Here is an 18,092-nt window from a genome sequence, read left to right as displayed (position 1 = left end):
GGGCGCGTGACGGGGGAGACGGCGGCCGGCGGTCAGGCGGGCTGGAGGCGCGGTTCCACCCAGCCGGTCTCGGTGAGGTGCTCCATCACCCGCTGGACCGCCTCCTCGACGGTCAGGTCCGAGGTGTCCACCGCCAGGTCGGCGTCGGTCGGCTCCTCGTACGGGTCGTCGATGCCGGTCATCCCGGTGATCAGGCCGGCCCGGGCGCGGGCGTAGAGGCCCTTGCGGTCGCGCTGCTCGCAGACCGCCAGCGGGGTGGCCACGTGGACCAGGAGGAAGCCCGCCCCGGCCGCCTGGGCCATCTCGCGGGCGGTCGCCCGGGCGGCCGCGTACGGCGCGATCGGGCAGCAGATGCCGACCCCCCGGTGCCTTGCGATCTCGGCGGCCACCCAGCCGATCCGGCGCACGTTCAGGTCCCGGTCGGCCTTGCTGAAGCCCAGCCCGGCCGAGAGTTCCCGCCGCACCACGTCGCCGTCGAGCAGCGTGATGGTCCGGTCGCCCTGCTCCCGCAGCGCGTCGGCCAGCCCGCGGGCGATCGTCGACTTGCCCGAGCCGGAGAGACCGGTCAGGAAGATCACCAGCCCGCGGTGCCGCCGGGGCGGACGGGCCCGGGCCAGCTCCCGGGCCACCGCCGGCGGCGTGTGCCACTCGGGCAGCGGGAAGCCCCGGTCCAGCAGGTCGTCGATCTCGTGCTGGCCGAGCGCCAGCCGCCGGTTGCGCGGCGGGATGTCCTCCCGCCAGCGCCACTGCCCGTCCCGGTTGTCGTACGCCAGCTCGCGCGGCACCAGCACCCGCAGGCCGGCGCCGGAGAGCATGCCCTCGGTGGAGAGCAGGTGGGTCACCCCGTAGGCGGCGGCCACCCGGGCCCGCAGCAGCGCGTCGCTGATCTCGTCGCGCCGCCGTGCCAGCGGCACCGCCACCAGGGTCGCCGGCGGCATCCGGTCGCGGGCGGCGAACACGGTGCGCACCAGCGCCTCGGCCGGCAGGCCGCCGGTCGTCTCCTCGCCCACCGGGATCAGCACCAGCAGGTGCGCCCCCAGGGTGCGGGCCGCGTGCGCGATCTGGGCCAGCTGCGGGCGGTGCAGCGGGCGGTCGGCGAAGACGCCGAGCACCCGACCCGGCGGCAGCAGGCCGCGTACCTCGTCCGGGCTGCGCCGCAGGCGCTGGAACGGCCCGTGGCCGCCGTCGCCCAACCGGCGGACCGCGCCGCCCACGCCGACCGTGCCCTCGCGGACCGGCCAGGCGTCGACCACGTCCATGGCCGCCACCGGGGCGCCCTCGCCGTCGGTGAGCACCAGCGCCCGGCGGGCCGGGTCGGCCAGGTCGAGCCCGTCGGCGAGCGCCGCCGGCACCTGGAGCGTCACCGGCACCGGCCAGGGCGTGCCGTCGGCGAGCCGGCCACGCCGGCCCAACGACGCCAGGTCGGCCCGGGTCATGAAACCGGTCAGCGGCGTGTACGCCCCGGTCAGCAGTAACTCGAGATCGGCCAGCTCAGCGGGTCTCGGCGCGTACGACGGCGCATCCCGCAGAACATCCTCGGGCAGGACCCACCCGTTGCTCATCGAACCCCCAACTCACCGGCCGGCACACAGTTTCGCAGCCCACCGGCGATCGGTCGAGAGCGCCACTCCACCTCCCGGCCACCCGACCGTCGGCCGGGTGTCGCCGCGGCTCAGCCGGCGGCGGTCAACGCCGCCGCGCCGAACGACACGGCGAACCGCTCGCACCAGATCGAGACGCTGGTCAGCCCGGTGAGATCGGTGCCGGCGGGGATCGCGTACGCCTGGTCGCCGCGGTTTCCCTTGAGCGGGCCGAGCGCCACGTGCCGGCCGTCGTCGAACACGCGCCAGCCGGACGGACCGGTCCGAACCGGCTGGTCGGTCAGCCAGACATGAAGATCCGGACCGTTGGAGGTGTTCAGCCCGACCAGTTCCAACCGGTGCCGCCCGTCCACGGTCCGGACGATCCGTGCGGTGCCCCGGGTCTCGTGCTCGTGGCTGACGAACGCACCGCTGCCGACCAGCACCGGGCCGGCCGGCGTGGGCGTCGACGTGGGCGCGGACGCCGAGGCGGGCGCGGACGCCGGCGTGGCCGTGGGCACCGCCACCAGCTCCTCGTGCACCTCGGTGTCGGTGACCAGCTTCCATGGCTGGAACCAGTAGAGGGCGGTGGCCGCCCCGACGGCGAGGACGGCGAGGACGACCCAGGTCAGCGGGGCGCGCAGCAGGCGGATCGGCATGCGTCGAGTCTCCCGGCGCCGGGCCGCGCGGTCACCGGTCCGGGCGCTTACGGAAGCCTTACCGACGGTGTCGGGGCGGAATCAGGGGCAACCCCGAGCGTTTCCCGGTGCCCCGACCGGCCCGCACTTCCTAGGCTGGGCGGCGTGACACTGCTCGCGACCGAGTCGCTGACCAAGACGTACGGAGGCCGGGTCACCGCGTTGGCCGACCTCACCGTGTCGGTCGAGCCGGGGATCATCGGGCTGGTGGGCGCGAACGGCGCCGGCAAGTCCACCCTGATCAAGATCCTGCTGGGTCTGCTCCCACCGACCAGCGGCCGGGTGCAGGTGCTCGGCCTCGACCCCACCACCGACCCGGCCGCGGTCCGCGCCCGGGTCGGCTACATGCCCGAGCACGACGCGCTCCCGCCCGACCTCTCCGCCGCCGAGCTGGTCACCCACCTCGGCCGGATGAGCGGGCTGCCGCGCACGGTCGCCCGGGAACGGGCCTCCGAGGCGCTGCGCCACGTCGGCCTGCACGAGGAGCGGCACCGGGCCGTCGGCGGTTACTCCACCGGCATGAAGCAGCGGGTCAAGCTCGCCCAGGCCCTGGTGCACGACCCCGACCTGCTGCTGCTCGACGAGCCCACCAACGGCCTCGACCCGGCCGGCCGGGACGCCATGCTCGCCCTGGTACACCGGATCGGCACCGAGTTCGGCATCTCCGTGGTGGTCTGCTCGCACCTGCTCGGCGAGGTGGAGCGGATCTGCGACACGCTCGTCGCCATCGACGGCGGGCGGCTGCTGCGCGCCGACCGCGTCGCCGCCATGACCACCGCCACCGACGTGCTCGCCGTCGAGGTGAGCGAGGGTACGGAGGAGCTGGCCGCCCGGCTCACCGCGCTCGACCTGCCGGTGTCCCGCGACGGGCGGCTGCTGCTCGTCCCGCTCGCCGACGACGACACCTACGACCTGATCCTCGGCGCGGTCGCCGAGCTGGACCTGCCGCTGCACCGGCTGGACCAGCGGCGGCACCGGGTGGCCGAGCTCTTCGCCCCGAGGGAGCCCAGCCATGTCTGACGCGACCGGAGTCATCCACGACATCGGCTACCAGCGCTACACCGGGCCGCGGCTGGGCCGCCGGCAGGTGTTCGGCGCGCTCTACGGCCACGGCGTGCGGACCGTCTTCGGGCTGGGCCGCAGCGCCAAGGCGAAGATCTTCCCCTGGCTGGTGGTCGCCGTGGTCACCGTGGTGGCCGCCGGGTTGACCGCGGTACGCAGCCAGATCGGCGAGGTGGTGATGACGTACGCCCAGTTCGCCGACGCGATGAGCTGGCTGGTCATCTTCTTCGTCGCGGTGGCCGCCCCCGAGCTGGTCTCCCGTGACCTGCGCAGCGGCGTGCTGCCGCTCTACTTCTCCCGGCCGCTGCCGCGCGGCGACTACGCGCTGGCCAAGCTGCTGGCCCTGGGCACCGCGCTCTGGCTGCTGCTCGGCGGCCCGCAGCTGGTGATGTTCCTCGGCGCCGCGTTCACCACCTCGCGGGGCCTGCGCGGGGTCTGGGACGAGCTGCTCGACCTGCTGCCCGGCCTGCTCTACGCCGGGTTGTGGGCGGTGGTCTTCGCCTCGATCGGCCTGCTCGTCGCCTCGCTCACCGGCAAGCGCGCCTTCGCCGCCGGCGGCATCGTGGCGGTGTTCCTGATGACCGCGCCGGTCGTCGGCGTGCTGTCCATCATGCCCTCCCGGACGGTCAACGAACTGGCCTTCCTCGCCTCCCCGTCGACCCTGGTCGGGGGCGTCGGCAACTGGGCGCTGGGCGACCGGCTGACCCAGGGGCGCGGCGGCATGCCGATCGGCGACTTCGGGCCGGTCTACGCGGTCGTCGCCGTGCTGCTGGTCGCCGCCTGCGTCAGCCTGCTGCTCCTGCGATACCGGAAGGTGGCCGCCCGATGACGGCGCTGCGCACAGAACCGGCGGCCACCGTGCCCGCCGCCACGACCAGCACACTCGACCTGGCCGGCGTGTCCCGCTGGTACGGCAACGTGGTGGCGGTCAACGACGTCACCATGCGGCTCGGCCCGGGCGTGACCGGCCTGCTCGGCCCCAACGGCGCCGGGAAGACCACGCTGCTGCACATGATGGCCGGCTTCCTCGCCCCGTCCCGCGGCACGGTGACCCTGGACGGCGAGCCGACCTGGCGCAACCCCGGCGTCTACCGGCGACTCGGGCTGGTCAGCGAGCGGGAGGCGGTGCACACGTTCCTCAGCGCGTACGAGTTCGTGCTGGCCAGCGCGAAGCTGCACCGGCTGCCCGACCCCGAGGCGGCGACCCGGCGCGCGATCGAGCTGGTCGAGATGGAGAGCGCGCAGGACCGGAAGATCGGCACCTACTCCAAGGGCATGCGGCAGCGCACCCGGGTCGCTGCCGCGCTGGTGCACGACCCGCAGGTGCTGCTGCTCGACGAACCGTTCAACGGGATGGACCCCCGGCAGCGGCTGCACATGATGGCGCTGCTGCACCGGCTCGGCGACGACGGCCGGACCATCCTGTTCAGCTCGCACATCCTGGAGGAGGTCGAGCAGGTCTCCGGCACGGTCCAGGTGATGGTCGCCGGCCGGCTGGCCGCCTCCGGCGACTACCGGACCATCCGGCGGTTGATGACCAACCGGCCGCACGTCTTCGCGGTGCGGTCCACCGATGACCGGGCCCTGGCGGTGGCGCTGATGGCGGAGGCCTCGGTCTCCGGCGTCGAGCTGGGCCGCACCGGCCTGACCGTCAAGGCCGGCGACTACGGCGCGTTCACCCGGGCGCTGCCCCGCATCGCCCTCCGCCACGGCATCCGGGTCCGGCAGCTGCTGCCGGAGGACGAGTCGCTGGAGAGCGTCTTCTCGTATCTGGTGGAGGCCTGATGTCGACAGTCACCTGGATCACCGCTCGCGGTCTGTTCGGCCGGAGCCGGTTCCTCATGCTGCTGCCGTTACCGCTGATCCTGATCGGCCTGGCGGTGCTCTGCCGGGCGCTCGGCGTGGACCCGGGCCAGTGGGGGCCGCCGGTGCTGGTCGGCCTGGGCCTGGCCGTGGTGCTGCCGGTGGTCGCCCTGATCGTGGGCACCGGCGTGCTCGGCGCCGAGATCGACGACGGCACCGTGGTGCACATCCTCACCAAGCCGCTGCCCCGCTGGCAGATCGTGCTGCCCAAGCTCGTGGTCGCGGCCGGGGTCAGCGCGGTCACCGTCGGCGTCCCGATCTACGTCGCGGGCGTGCTGGCCGACTCGGTACGCCTCGGGCTGGCCCTGGTCGCCGCGTCCGCGGCGGGCGCGCTGGCGTACTCGGCGCTGTTCCTGGCGCTCAGCCTGGTGACCCGGCGACCGGTGCTGCTCGGCCTGGTCTACGTGCTGATCTGGGAGGGGCTGCTCGGCCGGTTCGTCACCGGCACCCGGGTGCTCTCGATCCAGCAGTGGGTGATCGCGCTGGCCGACCGGATGGCGCCCACCCCGCTGCTCGGCACCACCGTCTCGGTGCCGGTCGCGGCGGTGCTCACCGCGCTGGTGGCGGTCGGATTCACCGTGCTGGCGATCGACCGGCTCCGCTCGTTCAGCGTCGCCGGCGAGACCAGCTGAGACCCGGACGGGGCCCGGCTCCGACGCCTCCCGGCGGCGGAAAAGGGTCCCGTCCGGGTCCACCCGTTCTGTTAGGTTGCGGCGGCGACACCATCAGACACGGGGAGAAGACCTTGCGTTCAGTTCGACTCGCCCTGCTGGCTCCGGCCGCGGTGGCGATGATCGTCATGTCCGGCTGCACCGACGGCGACGACACCACGGCGGCGGAGCCGGCGGGTTCGTCCGCGTCCGCGCCGGCGACCCCCTCGGCGCCCTCGGCGTCACCCACCCCGGCCGGCCTCGACGCCGCCACCCGGACCACCTGCGCGGCCGCCGACAAGGACGTCACGGCCGCCCTCAAGGAGGTCGCCTCGGCGGAGAAGATCGGCCCGCCGGCCGGGCACTCCGCGGTGAGCGCGCAATACTCCGCCGGCGCGGCGACGCTCTACACGCACGCGTTCACCAGCAGCGACGAGGTCAACGCCGCGGTGAAGGACGTCGCGACCGAGATGTCGGACCTGGCGGACACCTGGGCCAAGGCGCCGAAGAAGGCGCCGAGCAAGGCGGATCTCACCGCCGCCCGGGACAAGCTGAAGGCGACCTGCGCGGCCGCCTAGGCCTGCACCGCCGCGACGGTGCGGCCGGCGCGAAGCCGGCCGCCCCGTCGCGTGCCCGCCCCGGTGCCGGCCGTGCCGTCGGCGGCCGCGCCGGAGCACGGCCGCCCCGTCGCGGCCGTGCTCAGAACGCGCAGGCGACGACCAGTTCGGTGGTGCGGTCGGGCAGCAGGTCCAGCTTGGCGATCCGGCCGGCCGCGCGTAGGTCGTCGGCGACGGTCGTGAGCTGCTCCAGCAGGGCCGCCGGCCCGAGCGCCTCGGCCAGCGGCACCTCCGCCCGCATCGACAGCTTCCGCTCCGACTTGGCCCGGCGGACCTGGCCCAGCGCGTCGGCGGCCAGCCGCAGCAGCTCCGGGTCGCCGGGCGCGGCCATCGCGCGGCCCACCTCGTAGGTGGTCGGCCACGGCGCGCGGTGCACCGAGCCGTACCGCCACCAGGACCAGACCTCCTCGGTCACGAACGGCAGCACCGGGGCGAACAGGCGCAACTGCGCCGACAGGGCGGTCGCCAGCGCCGCCCGGGCCGAGTCCGCCGCCGGCCCGGTGCCGTAGGCGCGCTCCTTCACCAGCTCGATGTAGTCGTCGCAGAACCGCCAGAAGAACGCCTCGGTGGCCATCAGCGCGGCGGTGTGGTCGTACCCGTCGAAGGCGGTGGTCGCGGTCGCGACGACGCCGGACAGTTCGGCGAGCATCGCGGTGTCCAACGGCTCGCTCACCGGGGCCCGCAGCGCGTCGGCGGCGCCGAGACCGAGCGCGAACCGGGACGCGTTGAGCAGCTTGGTGGCCAGCCGGCGGCCCACCTTGACCTGGGCCGGGTCGAAGGCGAGGTCCGTGCCCGGCTTGCCGTTGGCGGCCCAGTAGCGGACCGCGTCGGAGCCGTGCTGCTCCAGCAGTGCCATCGGGGTGACCACGTTCCCCTTGGACTTCGACATCTTCTTCCGGTCCGGGTCGAGGATCCAGCCGGAGAGCACCGCCGTCCCCCAGGGCAGCGCACCCTGCTCCAGGTGGGCGCGGACCACGGTGGCGAACAGCCAGGTCCGGATGATGTCGTGCCCCTGCGGGCGCAGGTCCATCGGGAAGACCCGGCCGAACAGGTCCGGATCGGTCTCCCACCCGCCCACGATCTGTGGGGTCAGCGACGAGGTGGCCCAGGTGTCCAGCACGTCCGGGTCGCCGACGAAGCCGCCGGGGAGGCCGCGCTGCGCCTCCTCGTAACCGGGCGGCGGCGCGCTGGTCGGATCGATCGGCAACATCGCCTCGTCCGGTGTGAGAGGGTGGGTCCAGTCCGGCTCGCCAGCGTCGTCGAGCCGGTACCACACCGGAACGGGCACGCCGAAGAACCGCTGCCGGCTGACCAGCCAGTCACCGGTGAGGCCTCCCACCCAGTGCTCGTAGCGGTGCCGCATGTGCTCCGGCACCCAGCGCAGCTCGCGTCCGCGGGCCAGCAGCTCCTCGCGCAGGTCGGCGTCGCGGCCCCCGTTGCGCAGATACCACTGCCGGGTCGAGACGATCTCCAGCGGCCGGTCGCCGCGCTCGTAGAACTTGACCGGATGCGTGATCGGGCGCGGCTCGCCGACCAGGTCGCCGGCGTCGGCCAGCAACTCCACCAGCGTCCGCCGGGCGCCGTTGACCGTCTGCCCGGCCAGCGCCGCGTAGGGCTCCGCCGGCACGCCGGCCGGCGGCTCCGGCAGCAGCCGTCCGTCCCGGCCGATCACCACCCGGGTGTCCAGCCGCAGCTCCCGCCACCAGGTCACGTCCGCCAGGTCACCGAACGTGCAGACCATCGCGATGCCCGTGCCCTTGGCCGGGTCCGCCAGCGGGTGCGCGCGCACCGGCACCTCCACCCCGAACACCGGGGTACGCGCCGACGCGCCGACCAGGTCCGCGTACCGCTCGTCGTCGGGGTGGCAGACCAGCGCCACGCAGGCCGGCAGCAGCTCCGGGCGAGTGGTGTCGATCAGCACCTCGCGGCCGTCCGGGCCGGTGAACCGCAGCCGGTGGTACGCGCCCGACCGCTCCCGGTCCTCCAGCTCCGCCTGGGCCACCGCGGTGCCGAAACCGACGTCCCAGAGCGTCGGCGCCTCGGCCTGGTAGGCCTCGCCCCGGGCCACGTTGCGCAGGAACGCCCGCTGGCTGGCCGCCCGGGCCGCCGCGCCGATCGTGGTGTACGTCAGCGACCAGTCCACGGACAGCCCGAGCCGCCGCCACAGCGCCTCGAAGACCTTCTCGTCCTTCACCGTGAGCAGCTCGCACAGCTCGATGAAGTTGCGCCGGGAGATCGCGGTCGGGTCCTTGCGGGCCGCGTCGTCCACCGGCGCGGCCGGCGGGCGCCAGTCCGGGTCGTACGGCAGCGCCGGGTCGGGGCGCACGCCGTAGACGTTCTGCACCCGGCGCTCGGTGGGCAGCCCGTTGTCGTCCCAGCCCATCGGGTAGAAGACCGTCCGTCCGCGCATCCGCTGGAACCGGGCCACCGTGTCGGTGTGCGTGTAGGAGAAGACGTGCCCCATGTGCAGCTCGCCCGACACGGTGGGCGGCGGGGTGTCGATGGAGTACACGTCCGCCCGCTGCTTCGCGCGGTCGAACGCGTACGTGCCGTCGGACTGCCAGCGGCGCGCCCAGGTCTCCTCGAGGCCGTCCAGGCTCGGACGGTCGGGGACGCCGGCGCGGGCCGTCCTCGTCGTGTCGGTCATCAGCCGATGGTAGGCAGCCGGGCCGGGTCGCTCCACGACATTCGGGTGGTCGGGGACAGCGGACCGTGTCCCGGGTGTGACAGCATCTGCCCTCCACGGATGCGGGGGAGGCACCACGATGGACGGAAGCACGCGTACGCCACCGGCCGCCGCCACGGTGGCCGGGGCGGTGGCGGCGGTCGCGGTCGGGGCGTACTTCGGCACGCGCGGCCTCGCGGTGGCCCGCCAGGCCGGCTTCGCCGACCTCGTCCAGGGTTTCCCGACCGGGTCGTTGCGGCTGAGCGGCACGCTCGTCGCGCTGGGCGCGGGCGCGCTGCTGGCCGTGGTCCTGGCCGCCGTCGCCGTGGCGGACCGGTTGCCCGGCTGGCCGGTCGCGCTGGCCGGCCTGGCGCTGGACTACCTGGCCGGCGAGGTGGGCCTCCGGCAGGGCGCCGGTCTGGTGCCCCAGCAGCCGCCCACCGCCGAGGGCGTGCTGGCCGTGCTGGCGGCGGCGGTCGGGGCGGGGCTGGCGCTCGGCGGGGCGCTGTCGGCGGTGGCCCGCTCGGCGCCCGCGCGGCGCTGGCCGGTCGCCGCCGCGCTCGCCGCCGGTCTGGTGGTCGGTCCGGGCGTGGAGGAGCTGTTCCGTCTGGCGGCGGGCGACGGCGTCGCGAGCGGCGGCCGGGGCTGGTCGGCGCAGGTCGGGGTCAGTGTGCTGGCCGTCGTCGTCGCCGCGGTGCTCCGCCACCGGGAGTCCGGCCGCCCCGTCGGCACGGCCAACGCCGATCCCACCGGCCCGCCTACCGGCGAGCCCGGCCGACGGTCGGCCGGACGGGCCCCGATCGGGGCCGTCGTGGCCACCGCCGTCGCGGCCGTGCTCACCCTGGCCGGGCTGATGACACGTTGGTGGGTGGTCGACGTGTTCCGGCTCAGCCCGGACGGTCTGGTCGGTCCCCGCCGGGCGCGGTTCGTCGAGTCGGTGGCGTACTTCTCCCCGGTGGCCGTCGCGGTGGTCGCCGGGTTGGTCCTGCTCGGCTACGCGTGGCGCACCGGCCGGGCGACCGCCGCGCGGTGGGTGGTGCTCGGGTTCGCCACCGGACCGCTGCTCCTGCTCGGGCTGCGGCTCGGTTTCGTCGGGGAACGGGCGCAGGCGTACCTGGTCCTGCTGGCCGGAGTGGCCGCGGTCGTGGCCGGCGCCACGCTGGCCCGGCTGCGACCGGGCCTGCTGCCCTGGGACGCGGTCGGCCTGCTCCTGGCCGCGTTGGCGGTGCCGTTCGCCGTCCCGACGGTCCAGGCCGAGCTGCCCGGCACCGGCACGCTCGTGGTGTCGCTGCCCTCGGCGCTCGGGCTCGGCCTGGCGCTCGGCTTCGGCCTGGTGCTCGTCGTCACCGCCCCCGGGGCAGACGCCGACCGGGACCCGGGCCGCGCCGCGGGCGTCCTGGCACTCGGCGCCGCCGCGATCGCTCTGTCCGCACTGGCGTTGGCGCCGACGGTGATCCGGGGCCTGGGACTCGGCTCGTCCGAGGGCGTCGCCCTGACCGTGCCGATGCTTGTCGCGGTGTCCGCCCTGGTCCTGGTGCTGCTCTTCGGCTTCGGTCGGGCGGTCGACCGGATCCGGCGCGACCTGCGGGCCGAGGCCACCACCGAGGGGCCGCGTCCCTAGAGCAGCGAGTCGCGCCACTGGCGGTGCAGGGCGGCGTACCGGCCGCCGGCGGCGGCGAGCCGGGCCGGTGAACCGTCCTCCACGATCCGGCCGCCGTCGAGCACCAGCACCCGGTCGGCGGTCTCGACGGTGGAGAGCCGGTGGGCGATCACCAGCGCGGTGCGGTCGCGCAGGACGCTGTGCAACGCGCGCTGCACCAGGCGTTCCGTCGGCACGTCCAGCGACGAGGTGGCCTCGTCGAGGATCAGCACCCGGGGGTCGGCCAGGAACGCCCGGGCGAACGCGACGAGCTGCCGCTGCCCGGCCGAGAGCCGGCCGCCCCGCCGGTGCACGTCGGTGGCGTACCCGTCGGGCAGGGCGGAGATGAACTCGTGCGCGCCGATCGCGCGGGCGGCGGCGACCACGGCGTCGTCGTCGGCGTCCGGCCGGCCGAACCTGATGTTCTCGGCGACGGAACCGCTGAACAGGTGGGTCTCCTGGGTGACCAGCACCACCGCCCGGCGCAGCTCGGCGTCGGCCAGGTCACGCAGGTCCACCCCGTCCAGGCGGATCGAGCCGGCCGCCGGGTCGTGGAAGCGGGCCAGCAGTTTGGCCACCGTGGACTTGCCGGCGCCGGTCGGGCCGATCAGGGCGACGGTCTGCCCGGCCGGCACGGTCAGGTCCAGGTCGCCCAGGATCGGCGTCTCCGGCCGGTAGCCGAAGGAGACCGCCTCGAAGACCACGCCGCCGCGCGGCGGGCCGGCGGGCAGCGGCAGCGGGCGCGCCGGTTCGGCCACCGCCGGCCGTTCGTCCAGCACGCCGGCCAGCTTCTCCAGTGCCGCGGTCGCCGACTGGAGCGCGTTGTAGAACTGGCTCAGCTCCTCCATCGGCTCGAAGAACCGCCGCAGATAGAGCAGGAACGCGGCGAGCACGCCGACCTCGGTCCGGCCGCCCAGCACCCGCCAGCCGCCGTACCCGAGCACCACCGCGGCGGTGAGGTTGCCGATCAGCCGGATGCCCGGCGAGTAGACCGCGATCAGCCGGAACGCGCGCAGGCTCGCCCACCGGTAGTCGTCGTTGACCGCGGCGAAGATGCGCTGGTTGCGCGGCTCCCGGCGGAACGCCTGCACCGCCCGGATCCCGCGCAGCGACTCGACGAAGTGCACGATGACCAGCGCCACCGCCTCCCGGGTGCGCCGGTACGCCCCGGCCGAGGCGCGGGCGAACCAGCGGGACAGCCAGAACAGGAACGGGAAGGCGAGCAGGGTGACCGCCGCCAGCGGGAGGTCCAGCCAGAGCAGGATGCCCGCCACCGACAGCACCGACAGCACCGCCATGACCAGCTTGTCGATGCCGCCGTCGACCAGCTCGCCGATCGACTCCAGGTCGCTGGTCAGCCGGGACACCATCCGGCCGGACGTGTAGCGCTCGTGGAAACCGACGTCGAGGCGGAGGAAGTGCGCGTACACCCGGCGGCGGAGGTCGAGCAGGACGGCCTGGCCGATCCGGGCGGCCAGGGCGAGGAACGCGCGCCGGGTCGCGTACTCGGTGACGGTGGCGACGACGAACGCGGCGGCCACCGCGACCAGCGGCCCGGCATCGCCGGCCCGCAGCGGCCCGATGCCCCGGTCGATGCCGAGCATGACCAGGTACGGCCCGGCCATCGCGGCCGCGTTCTGCGCCAGCAGCAGCGACACGGCCAGCCCGAGCCGGCGCCGGTGCGGGCGGAGCAGGTGACGCAGCAGGAGCCGGCTGCGGGCGCGCAGGCGGGTCACCGCCGCCGGGGACGAGTCCTCGGCCCGGCTGCGGTCGGCGTCCGGGTCGGTGGCCCGGCCCCGCCACCGTGACAGGTCGGCGTCCGGATCGACGCGGACGCCGTTCGTCGGGCCGCCCCGGGGCCGGGGGACCCGCGGGGCGCGGCCGGTCACGACCGCACCAGGCCGACGCCGGGTCGTCGATCCGGCTCCGCGGAGAGCACCGCCCGGTAGGCCGGCACCCGGGCCAGCAGCTCGGAGTGGGTGCCGACGGCGACGATCCGGCCGGCCTCCAGCAGCGCCACCCGGTCGGCCAGCGCCACCGTGGACGGCCGGTGCACCACCAGCAGCGCCGTGGTGTCGCGCAGCACCCGACGCAGTGCCGCCTCGACCAGCGCCTCGGTGTGCACGTCGAGCGCGGACAGCGGGTCGTCGAGGATCAGCAGGGCGGGCCGGCCGAGCACCGCCCGGGCGAGCGCCAGCCGTTGCCGCTGCCCGCCGGAGAGCGACAGGCCCTGCTCGCCGACCCGGGTGGCCAGCCCCCACGGCAGCTCGTACGCGAACTCCGCCTGGGCCAGCGCCAGCGCGGCCCGGACCTCCTCCTCACCGGCGTCGGGTCGGCCCAGGGTCAGGTTCTCCCAGACCGACATGGAGAACAGGGTCGGCTCCTCGAAGGCCACCCCGACCAGCCGGCGCAGCGCGCCGAGTCGCAGGTCGCGCAGGTCGTGGCCGTCGAGGGTGATCCGGCCGTCGGTCACCTCGTGCAGGCGGGGGACCAGCGACAGCAGGGTGCTCTTGCCGCAGCCGGTCGCGCCGACCAGCGCGAGTGTCTCGCCCGGCTCGACGGTCAGGTCCAGCTCGTGCAGCACCGGCGCGGGTGTGCCCGGGTAGTGGAAGCTCACCCGCTCGAAGCGGAGCCGGCCGCGCACGTCGGCCCGGTCCAGCGCGCGGGCGTGCGGCCGGTCCACGATGGTCGGCGGGGTGTCGAGGACCTCCTGGATCCGGTCGGCGGCGGTAGCGGCCTCCTGCCCGTTGGCGATGATCCAGCCCAGCGACTGCACCGGCCAGATCAGCATGAGCTGGAGGCTGACGAAGGCGACCAGCTCACCGATGGTGAGCGCGCCGTCGGCGACGGCGGCGGCGCCGGCCACCAGGACCGCGCCCAGCGTCAGGTTGGGCACCAGGTCGAACAACGCGGAGGTGCGGGCCAGCAGGCGGGCCTTGCCGATGCCGGTGTCGTGCAGTCGGCGGGCGCCGACGGCGAAGCGCGCGGCCAGCTCCGGCCCCCGCCCGTACGCCCGCATGGTGCGCAGCCCCTGCGCGGTCTCCTCGACCAGGGTGGCGACGTCGCCCTGCTGGTCCTGCATCCGCCGGGACGCGGCGTGGTAGTGCCGGGCGAACCGGCGGCTGATCAGGAACAGCGGGACGGCGCTGGCCGCGACCAGCAGCCCCAGCCAGGGGTGCAGCCGGATCAGCAGCACCACCACGGCGGCGTAGGTGATCAGGTTGAGCACCAGGAAGAGCAGGCCGAAGGAGAGGAACCGGCGGATCACCGAGAGGTCGCTGGTGATCCGGGAGAGCAGCTGGCCGGACTGCCAGCGGTCGTGGAAGCTGGTCGGCAGCCGTTGCAGGTGCGCGTAGATGTCGGCCCGGATGGCCGCCTCCATGCCCACCGAGGAGGACGACTGGGTCCACCGCCGGATGAAGATCAGCACCGCTTCGGCGAGCCCGAGCAGCAACGCGAGGCCGCCCAGGCGGAGCAGCCCGGCCTCGTCGTGCCGGGCCACCGGCCCGTCGACCACGCGCTGCACCACCAGCGGGACGGCCAGGCTCGCCGCCGTCGCGGCCAGCGCCGCGACCAGCAGCCAGGCGAACTCCGGCGCATATGGGCGCAGGTAGGGCCGCAGCCGCCAGAGGTTGCGCAGCGGCTGGGACCGGGCGTCGGGATGCGCCGCGGGGCTGCCGTCGCTGGGCGCGGGCACTACCCGACGGTAGCGGCCGGGGGCGACGGTTCGGCTGTCAGCTAGCCGTCACCCGTCCCTCATGCCCGAGAAGCCACTTCTTCACGTCGAGCCCCCAGCGGTAGCCGCCGAGCGTGCCGTCGGTGCGCAGCACCCGGTGGCAGGGCACGAAGAGCGCGGCGGCGTTGCGCGCGCAGGCCGCCGCGGCGGCCCGGACGGCGGCCGGTCGCCCGGCCAGCGCGGCGAAGCCGGTGTAGGTCACCGGGTCGCCCGGCTTCACGTCGCGCAGCACCCGCCAGGCGTGCGTCAGGAAGAGGCCGTCGGTGTGCTGCTCCACCGGGATCGCGTCGATCGCGGTGAGGTCACCGTCGAGGTAGGCGCGCACGGCGGCGGTCACCGGGCCGAGGTCGCCCCGCTCCCGCAGGTCACCGCGCAGGCTCGGATGCGTCAACGGCACCAGGGCCGCCGGGTCGGCGGTGAAGCCGGCCGCGCGTACCGACCCGTCGGGGCCGGCGAGCACGCTCAGCGGGCCGGCGGGGGTGTCGATGACGGTGCTGTCCACAGTGCTCATGCCGCTCTCCAGAGTCGGATCGTCGCGTACGACCGCCAGGGGCGCCAGCGGTCGGCGTAGGCGTGCAGGGTCTTCGGGTCGTCGGGCAGGCCGAGCGCGGCCGCGCCCCGGCGGACGCCCAGGTCGGTGGCGAGCACGACGTCGGGGTCGCCGAGCGCCCGCATGGCCAGGTAGCCGGCCGTCCACGGCCCGACACCGGGCACCGCGGCAAGCTGCCGCGACGCCTCCTCGCGGTCGCCTCCGGGCTCCAGGTCCAGCTCGCCGTCGGCGACGGCCCGGGCCAGCGCCCGGATCGTCTCCCGTCGGGCCCCGGGCATCCGGAACGCCGTGTCCGGCGCGGCCAGCACCTCGGCCGGGGTCGGAAAGGCCCGCAGGCCGCCCGCCGGTTCCTCGGCCACGCCCGGGTCGGCGGGCGGGACGGCGGCGAGGAGGCGGGTGAGGGTGGTGCGGGCGGACCGGAGCGAGACCTGCTGGGTGGTGACGGCGCGCACGGCCAGCTCGAAGCCGTCGACCGCGTGCGGGAGCCGGACGCCGGGCTCGGCGGCGACCGCCGGGGCCAGGGCCGGGTCCTCGGCAAGGGTGGCGTCGACCGCGACCGGGTCCGCGTCCAGGTCGAGCAGGCGTCGGCAGCGGGCCACCGCGGGCGCCAGGTCCCGCATGTCGGCCAGCCGCAGCGTGGCGGCCACGTGGCCGTCGACCGGGGCCAGCGTCACCGTGGCGGAGCCGTGCGGCAGCCGCAGCGCGCGGTGGTAGGCGCCGTCCCGGACCTCCTCGACGCCGGGCAGCGCGCGCAGCGCGAGGAAGTCGAGCAGCGCTCCGGCGTGCAGGGGCGGCCGGTGGGCCAGCCGCAGCGTGACCGTGCCCGCCCCGCCGGCCGCGCGCCGCCCGCTCCGGCCGGCCCGCAGCTCGGACGGGGTGACGCCGTACACCTCGCGGACCGTGTCGTTGAACTGCCGGACGCTGCCGAACCCGGCGGCGAACGCCACCTCGGCGAGGCCGAGGCCGGTGGTCTCGACGAGGATCCGCGCGGTCTGGGCGCGTTGCGCCCGGGCCAGCGCGAGTGGACCGGCGCCCAGCTCGGCCCGGAGCATCCGGTGCAGGTGCCGCTCGGTGTAGCCGAGCCGGGTGGCCAGGCCGGGCACCCCGTCGCGGTCGACCACGCCGTCGGCGATCAGCCGCATCGCCCGGCCGACCACGTCGGCCCGAACGTCCCACTGCGGGGAACCCGGCGCGGCGTCCGGCCGGCACCGGCGGCAGGCCCGCAGACCGGCGCCCTGTGCCGCGGCGGCGGACGGGAAGAACCGGACGTTCTGCCGCTTCGGGGTCATCGCCGGGCAGGACGGCCGGCAGTAGATCCCGGTCGAGGTCACACCGGTGTAGAACCAGCCGTCGAACCGCGGGTCGCGGCTGTCGACGGCCCGGTAGCACCGCTCGAAGTCCAACTCCATGCACCGATCCTGCCTCGCAGGTCCGACGCTCGGCTGGCGGGTTTCGGACGTGAGTGCCGGCGGTCGCGCCAGTTCGGCGAGGTGGCGGGGTCCCCGCTTCCCGGATGCCGCCACCCCGGCGAGGTGGCGTGGATCTTGGCGATCGATGCGAGAAACTGTCGTAAGTGGTCGGTACGGTCCTCGCCACCAACTCAAGAAAAGGTGCGGGGCATGGCGAGCGTGGCCGGGCGGGGTGTCCGCTGATGCGATCGGGGCGAGCACGGCTGGACGCCGCGGTGGTGCAGGGCTTCTACGACCGGATGCGGGCGGTGGCGCCGGCCGCCTACGGTGCGATCGAACGGGACCGGGCCGACGACCCGGGGCGGCCGTTCGCCGACACCGCCTGTGGTCGGCTGGCCGGCTCGCTCGACCCGGCCGGGCTGCGCGCGCTCGGCATGTGGGCGCACCACTGGTGCATGCGTTTCTACGACGACGACACCCGGGTCGGCCTGCGTCTGGTCCGGGAGATCGCGGCCCGGCCGGGCCTGGGCTGGTCCGCCGACGAGGTGCGCTGGCTGCTCGACCGGTCGCACGCGGCCGGGCCCGCCGCCGCGCACCGTTTCACGCTGCCGTTCGCCGCGGCGGCGGAGCTGCCGCCGGGCGCCCTGCCCGAGGGGGTGGCGACCGACGACTGGCGCCGGTTGCTGGCCGGCTGACGGTGCCGCCGTCCGCCGCCGGCGCGCCCCGGGAGCTGACCGAGCACCATGGCGGCGACCGCCACCGCGAACCCGGCGAGCTGGGCCGGGCCCAGCGCCTCCCCGAGCACCAGCCAGCCGAGCGTCGCGGCGGTCAGCGGGCTCAGCGCGCCGAGCACCGACACCCGGGTGGCCGGCAACCGCGCCGCCCCCCGGAACCACAACGCGTAGGCCAGCGCGGTGCCGACCAGCCCGAGCCAGGCGTACCCGAGCAGGGCCGGGCCGTCCGGCGCGGGCGGGGCGCCCTCCACGGCGGCCGCGACCGGCAGGATCAGCAGGCCGCCGGCGACGAGCTGCCAGCTGGTCACCGTCAGCGTGCCTACCCCGGACGGCCGGCCCCAGCGGCGGGTGAGCACCAGCCCGGCCGCCATGGCCGCGGTGCCGGCCAGGCCGGCGGCGAGGCCGAGCGGGTCGAGGCCGGCGTCCGGCCGCAGCACCACGAGTCCCACGCCGGCCGGGGCGGCGACCGCCGCGAGCAGCGCCGGTCGGCCGGGCCGGTCCCGGAGCAGGGCGACGGTGAGCGCGACGACCAGCAGCGGCTGCACGGCCCCGAGCACGGCCGCGGTGCCGCCGGGCAGCCGGTACGCGGCCACGAAGAGCAGCGGGAAGAACGCCCCGATGTTGAGCGCGCCGAGCAGGGCGGCCCGGCCCCACCACACGCCGTGCGGCCGTCGGCGGGTGAGCGCCAGCAGGAGCAGGCCGGCCGGCAGGGCGCGGACGGCGCCGGACCACAGCGGCCGGTCGGCGGGCAGCAGCTCGGCGGTGACCAGGTAGGTGGTGCCCCAGGTGATCGGCGCCAGGGCGGTGAGCGCGACGTCGCTGCGCCGGTGGGTCATGGGAACTCCTTACCTCGCCACTAATTTGCTTAGCCCTAAGATAGTTAGGGCCG

Annotated in this window: 14 protein-coding genes and 1 pseudogene; 7 read left to right on the top strand and 8 right to left on the bottom strand. The window is 75.4% G+C overall.

What is annotated here, in order from left to right:
* Positions 1 to 32 precede the first annotated feature (32 nt).
* On the bottom strand, positions 33 to 1,562 hold the full coding sequence (gene cysC, locus COO58_RS23920; protein WP_091570525.1) for an adenylyl-sulfate kinase: 1,530 nt from the start codon (positions 1,560 to 1,562) through the stop codon (positions 33 to 35).
* 110 nt (positions 1,563 to 1,672) lie between these two features.
* Positions 1,673 to 2,239, bottom strand: coding sequence for a DM13 domain-containing protein (locus COO58_RS23915; protein ID WP_098747260.1), 567 nt, complete (start codon positions 2,237 to 2,239; stop codon positions 1,673 to 1,675).
* 144 nt (positions 2,240 to 2,383) lie between these two features.
* On the opposite strand from COO58_RS23915, the gene COO58_RS23910 reads away from it, so the two are divergent.
* From COO58_RS23910 to COO58_RS23890, 5 genes are all read left to right on the top strand, one after another.
* On the top strand, positions 2,384 to 3,298 hold the full coding sequence (locus COO58_RS23910) for an ABC transporter ATP-binding protein (RefSeq protein WP_091570534.1): 915 nt from the start codon (positions 2,384 to 2,386) through the stop codon (positions 3,296 to 3,298).
* Positions 3,291 to 4,169, top strand: coding sequence for an ABC transporter permease (locus COO58_RS23905; protein ID WP_091570539.1), 879 nt, complete (start codon positions 3,291 to 3,293; stop codon positions 4,167 to 4,169). The genes COO58_RS23910 and COO58_RS23905 overlap by 8 nt, the downstream gene beginning before the upstream one ends.
* Positions 4,166 to 5,125, top strand: a complete 960-nt coding sequence (locus COO58_RS23900) for an ABC transporter ATP-binding protein (protein WP_091570542.1) — start codon at positions 4,166 to 4,168, stop codon at positions 5,123 to 5,125. Before COO58_RS23905 ends, COO58_RS23900 begins: the two co-directional genes overlap by 4 nt.
* Positions 5,125 to 5,835 (top strand): ABC transporter permease subunit, encoded by a 711-nt coding sequence (locus tag COO58_RS23895; protein WP_091570546.1) that lies wholly within the window; start codon positions 5,125 to 5,127, stop codon positions 5,833 to 5,835. The genes COO58_RS23900 and COO58_RS23895 overlap by 1 nt, the downstream gene beginning before the upstream one ends.
* Positions 5,836 to 5,948: 113 nt before the next feature.
* Positions 5,949 to 6,431 (top strand): hypothetical protein, encoded by a 483-nt coding sequence (locus COO58_RS23890; RefSeq protein ID WP_245666137.1) that lies wholly within the window; start codon positions 5,949 to 5,951, stop codon positions 6,429 to 6,431.
* 121 nt (positions 6,432 to 6,552) lie between these two features.
* Here COO58_RS23890 and valS read toward each other — a convergent pair whose 3' ends face one another.
* Entirely contained in the window at positions 6,553 to 9,117 is a 2,565-nt protein-coding gene (gene valS, locus COO58_RS23885) for a valine--tRNA ligase (RefSeq protein ID WP_098747258.1), read from the bottom strand.
* A gap of 118 nt (positions 9,118 to 9,235) precedes the next feature.
* Between valS and COO58_RS23880 the strand changes: the two genes are divergently transcribed.
* On the top strand, positions 9,236 to 10,756 hold the full coding sequence (locus COO58_RS23880; RefSeq protein WP_098747256.1) for a hypothetical protein: 1,521 nt from the start codon (positions 9,236 to 9,238) through the stop codon (positions 10,754 to 10,756).
* Here the strand turns inward: COO58_RS23880 and COO58_RS23875 are convergent.
* The 4 genes from COO58_RS23875 to COO58_RS23860 are packed head-to-tail and all read right to left on the bottom strand — an operon-like array spanning position 10,753 to position 16,469.
* Positions 10,753 to 12,663, bottom strand: a complete 1,911-nt coding sequence (locus tag COO58_RS23875; RefSeq protein WP_098747254.1) for an ABC transporter ATP-binding protein — start codon at positions 12,661 to 12,663, stop codon at positions 10,753 to 10,755. The two genes, COO58_RS23880 and COO58_RS23875, sit on opposite strands and share 4 nt — an antisense overlap.
* Positions 12,660 to 14,471: an ABC transporter ATP-binding protein gene (locus COO58_RS23870; protein WP_098747252.1), complete on the bottom strand. Its 1,812-nt coding sequence runs from the start codon at positions 14,469 to 14,471 to the stop codon at positions 12,660 to 12,662. Before COO58_RS23870 ends, COO58_RS23875 begins: the two co-directional genes overlap by 4 nt.
* 37 nt (positions 14,472 to 14,508) lie before the next feature.
* Positions 14,509 to 15,021, bottom strand: a complete 513-nt coding sequence (locus COO58_RS23865; RefSeq protein ID WP_091570569.1) for a methylated-DNA--[protein]-cysteine S-methyltransferase — start codon at positions 15,019 to 15,021, stop codon at positions 14,509 to 14,511.
* Positions 15,018 to 16,469 carry a DNA-3-methyladenine glycosylase 2 family protein gene (locus tag COO58_RS23860; protein WP_098747250.1) on the bottom strand — a complete coding sequence of 484 codons (1,452 nt, stop codon included), beginning with the start codon at positions 16,467 to 16,469 and terminating at the stop codon, positions 15,018 to 15,020. Before COO58_RS23860 ends, COO58_RS23865 begins: the two co-directional genes overlap by 4 nt.
* Positions 16,470 to 16,711: 242 nt before the next feature.
* On the opposite strand from COO58_RS23860, the gene COO58_RS30975 reads away from it, so the two are divergent.
* A complete protein-coding gene (locus COO58_RS30975) occupies positions 16,712 to 17,164 on the top strand; it encodes a hypothetical protein (RefSeq protein ID WP_245666138.1) in 453 nt (150 codons plus the stop codon).
* A gap of 53 nt (positions 17,165 to 17,217) precedes the next feature.
* Here COO58_RS30975 and COO58_RS23855 read toward each other — a convergent pair.
* A pseudogene (locus tag COO58_RS23855) lies at positions 17,218 to 18,039 on the bottom strand (EamA family transporter); the annotation flags it as partial.
* Between the last annotated feature and the right edge of the window lie 53 nt (positions 18,040 to 18,092).

This window comes from Micromonospora sp. WMMA1996, assembly GCF_002573675.1.
GTDB classification, from domain to species: Bacteria; Actinomycetota; Actinomycetes; order Mycobacteriales; family Micromonosporaceae; genus Micromonospora; species Micromonospora sediminicola.
Note: the sequence above shows the minus strand (reverse complement) of the source record. Positions and strands in the feature narration are given on the sequence as shown.

Excerpts from the sequence above, each read along its gene's own strand:
- COO58_RS23900 (WP_091570542.1), top strand. The coding sequence starts at position 4,166 with ATGACGGCGCTGCGCACAGAACCGGCGGCCACCGTGCCCGCCGCCACG.
- COO58_RS23905 (WP_091570539.1), top strand. The coding sequence starts at position 3,291 with ATGTCTGACGCGACCGGAGTCATCCACGACATCGGCTACCAGCGCTAC.
- COO58_RS23860 (WP_098747250.1), bottom strand. The coding sequence starts at position 16,469 with ATGGAGTTGGACTTCGAGCGGTGCTACCGGGCCGTCGACAGCCGCGAC.
- COO58_RS23895 (WP_091570546.1), top strand. The coding sequence starts at position 5,125 with ATGTCGACAGTCACCTGGATCACCGCTCGCGGTCTGTTCGGCCGGAGC.
- COO58_RS23880 (WP_098747256.1), top strand. The coding sequence starts at position 9,236 with ATGGACGGAAGCACGCGTACGCCACCGGCCGCCGCCACGGTGGCCGGG.
- valS (WP_098747258.1), bottom strand. The coding sequence starts at position 9,117 with ATGACCGACACGACGAGGACGGCCCGCGCCGGCGTCCCCGACCGTCCG.
- COO58_RS30975 (WP_245666138.1), top strand. The coding sequence starts at position 16,712 with ATGCGATCGGGGCGAGCACGGCTGGACGCCGCGGTGGTGCAGGGCTTC.
- cysC (WP_091570525.1), bottom strand. The coding sequence starts at position 1,562 with ATGAGCAACGGGTGGGTCCTGCCCGAGGATGTTCTGCGGGATGCGCCG.
- COO58_RS23915 (WP_098747260.1), bottom strand. The coding sequence starts at position 2,239 with ATGCCGATCCGCCTGCTGCGCGCCCCGCTGACCTGGGTCGTCCTCGCC.
- COO58_RS23865 (WP_091570569.1), bottom strand. The coding sequence starts at position 15,021 with ATGAGCACTGTGGACAGCACCGTCATCGACACCCCCGCCGGCCCGCTG.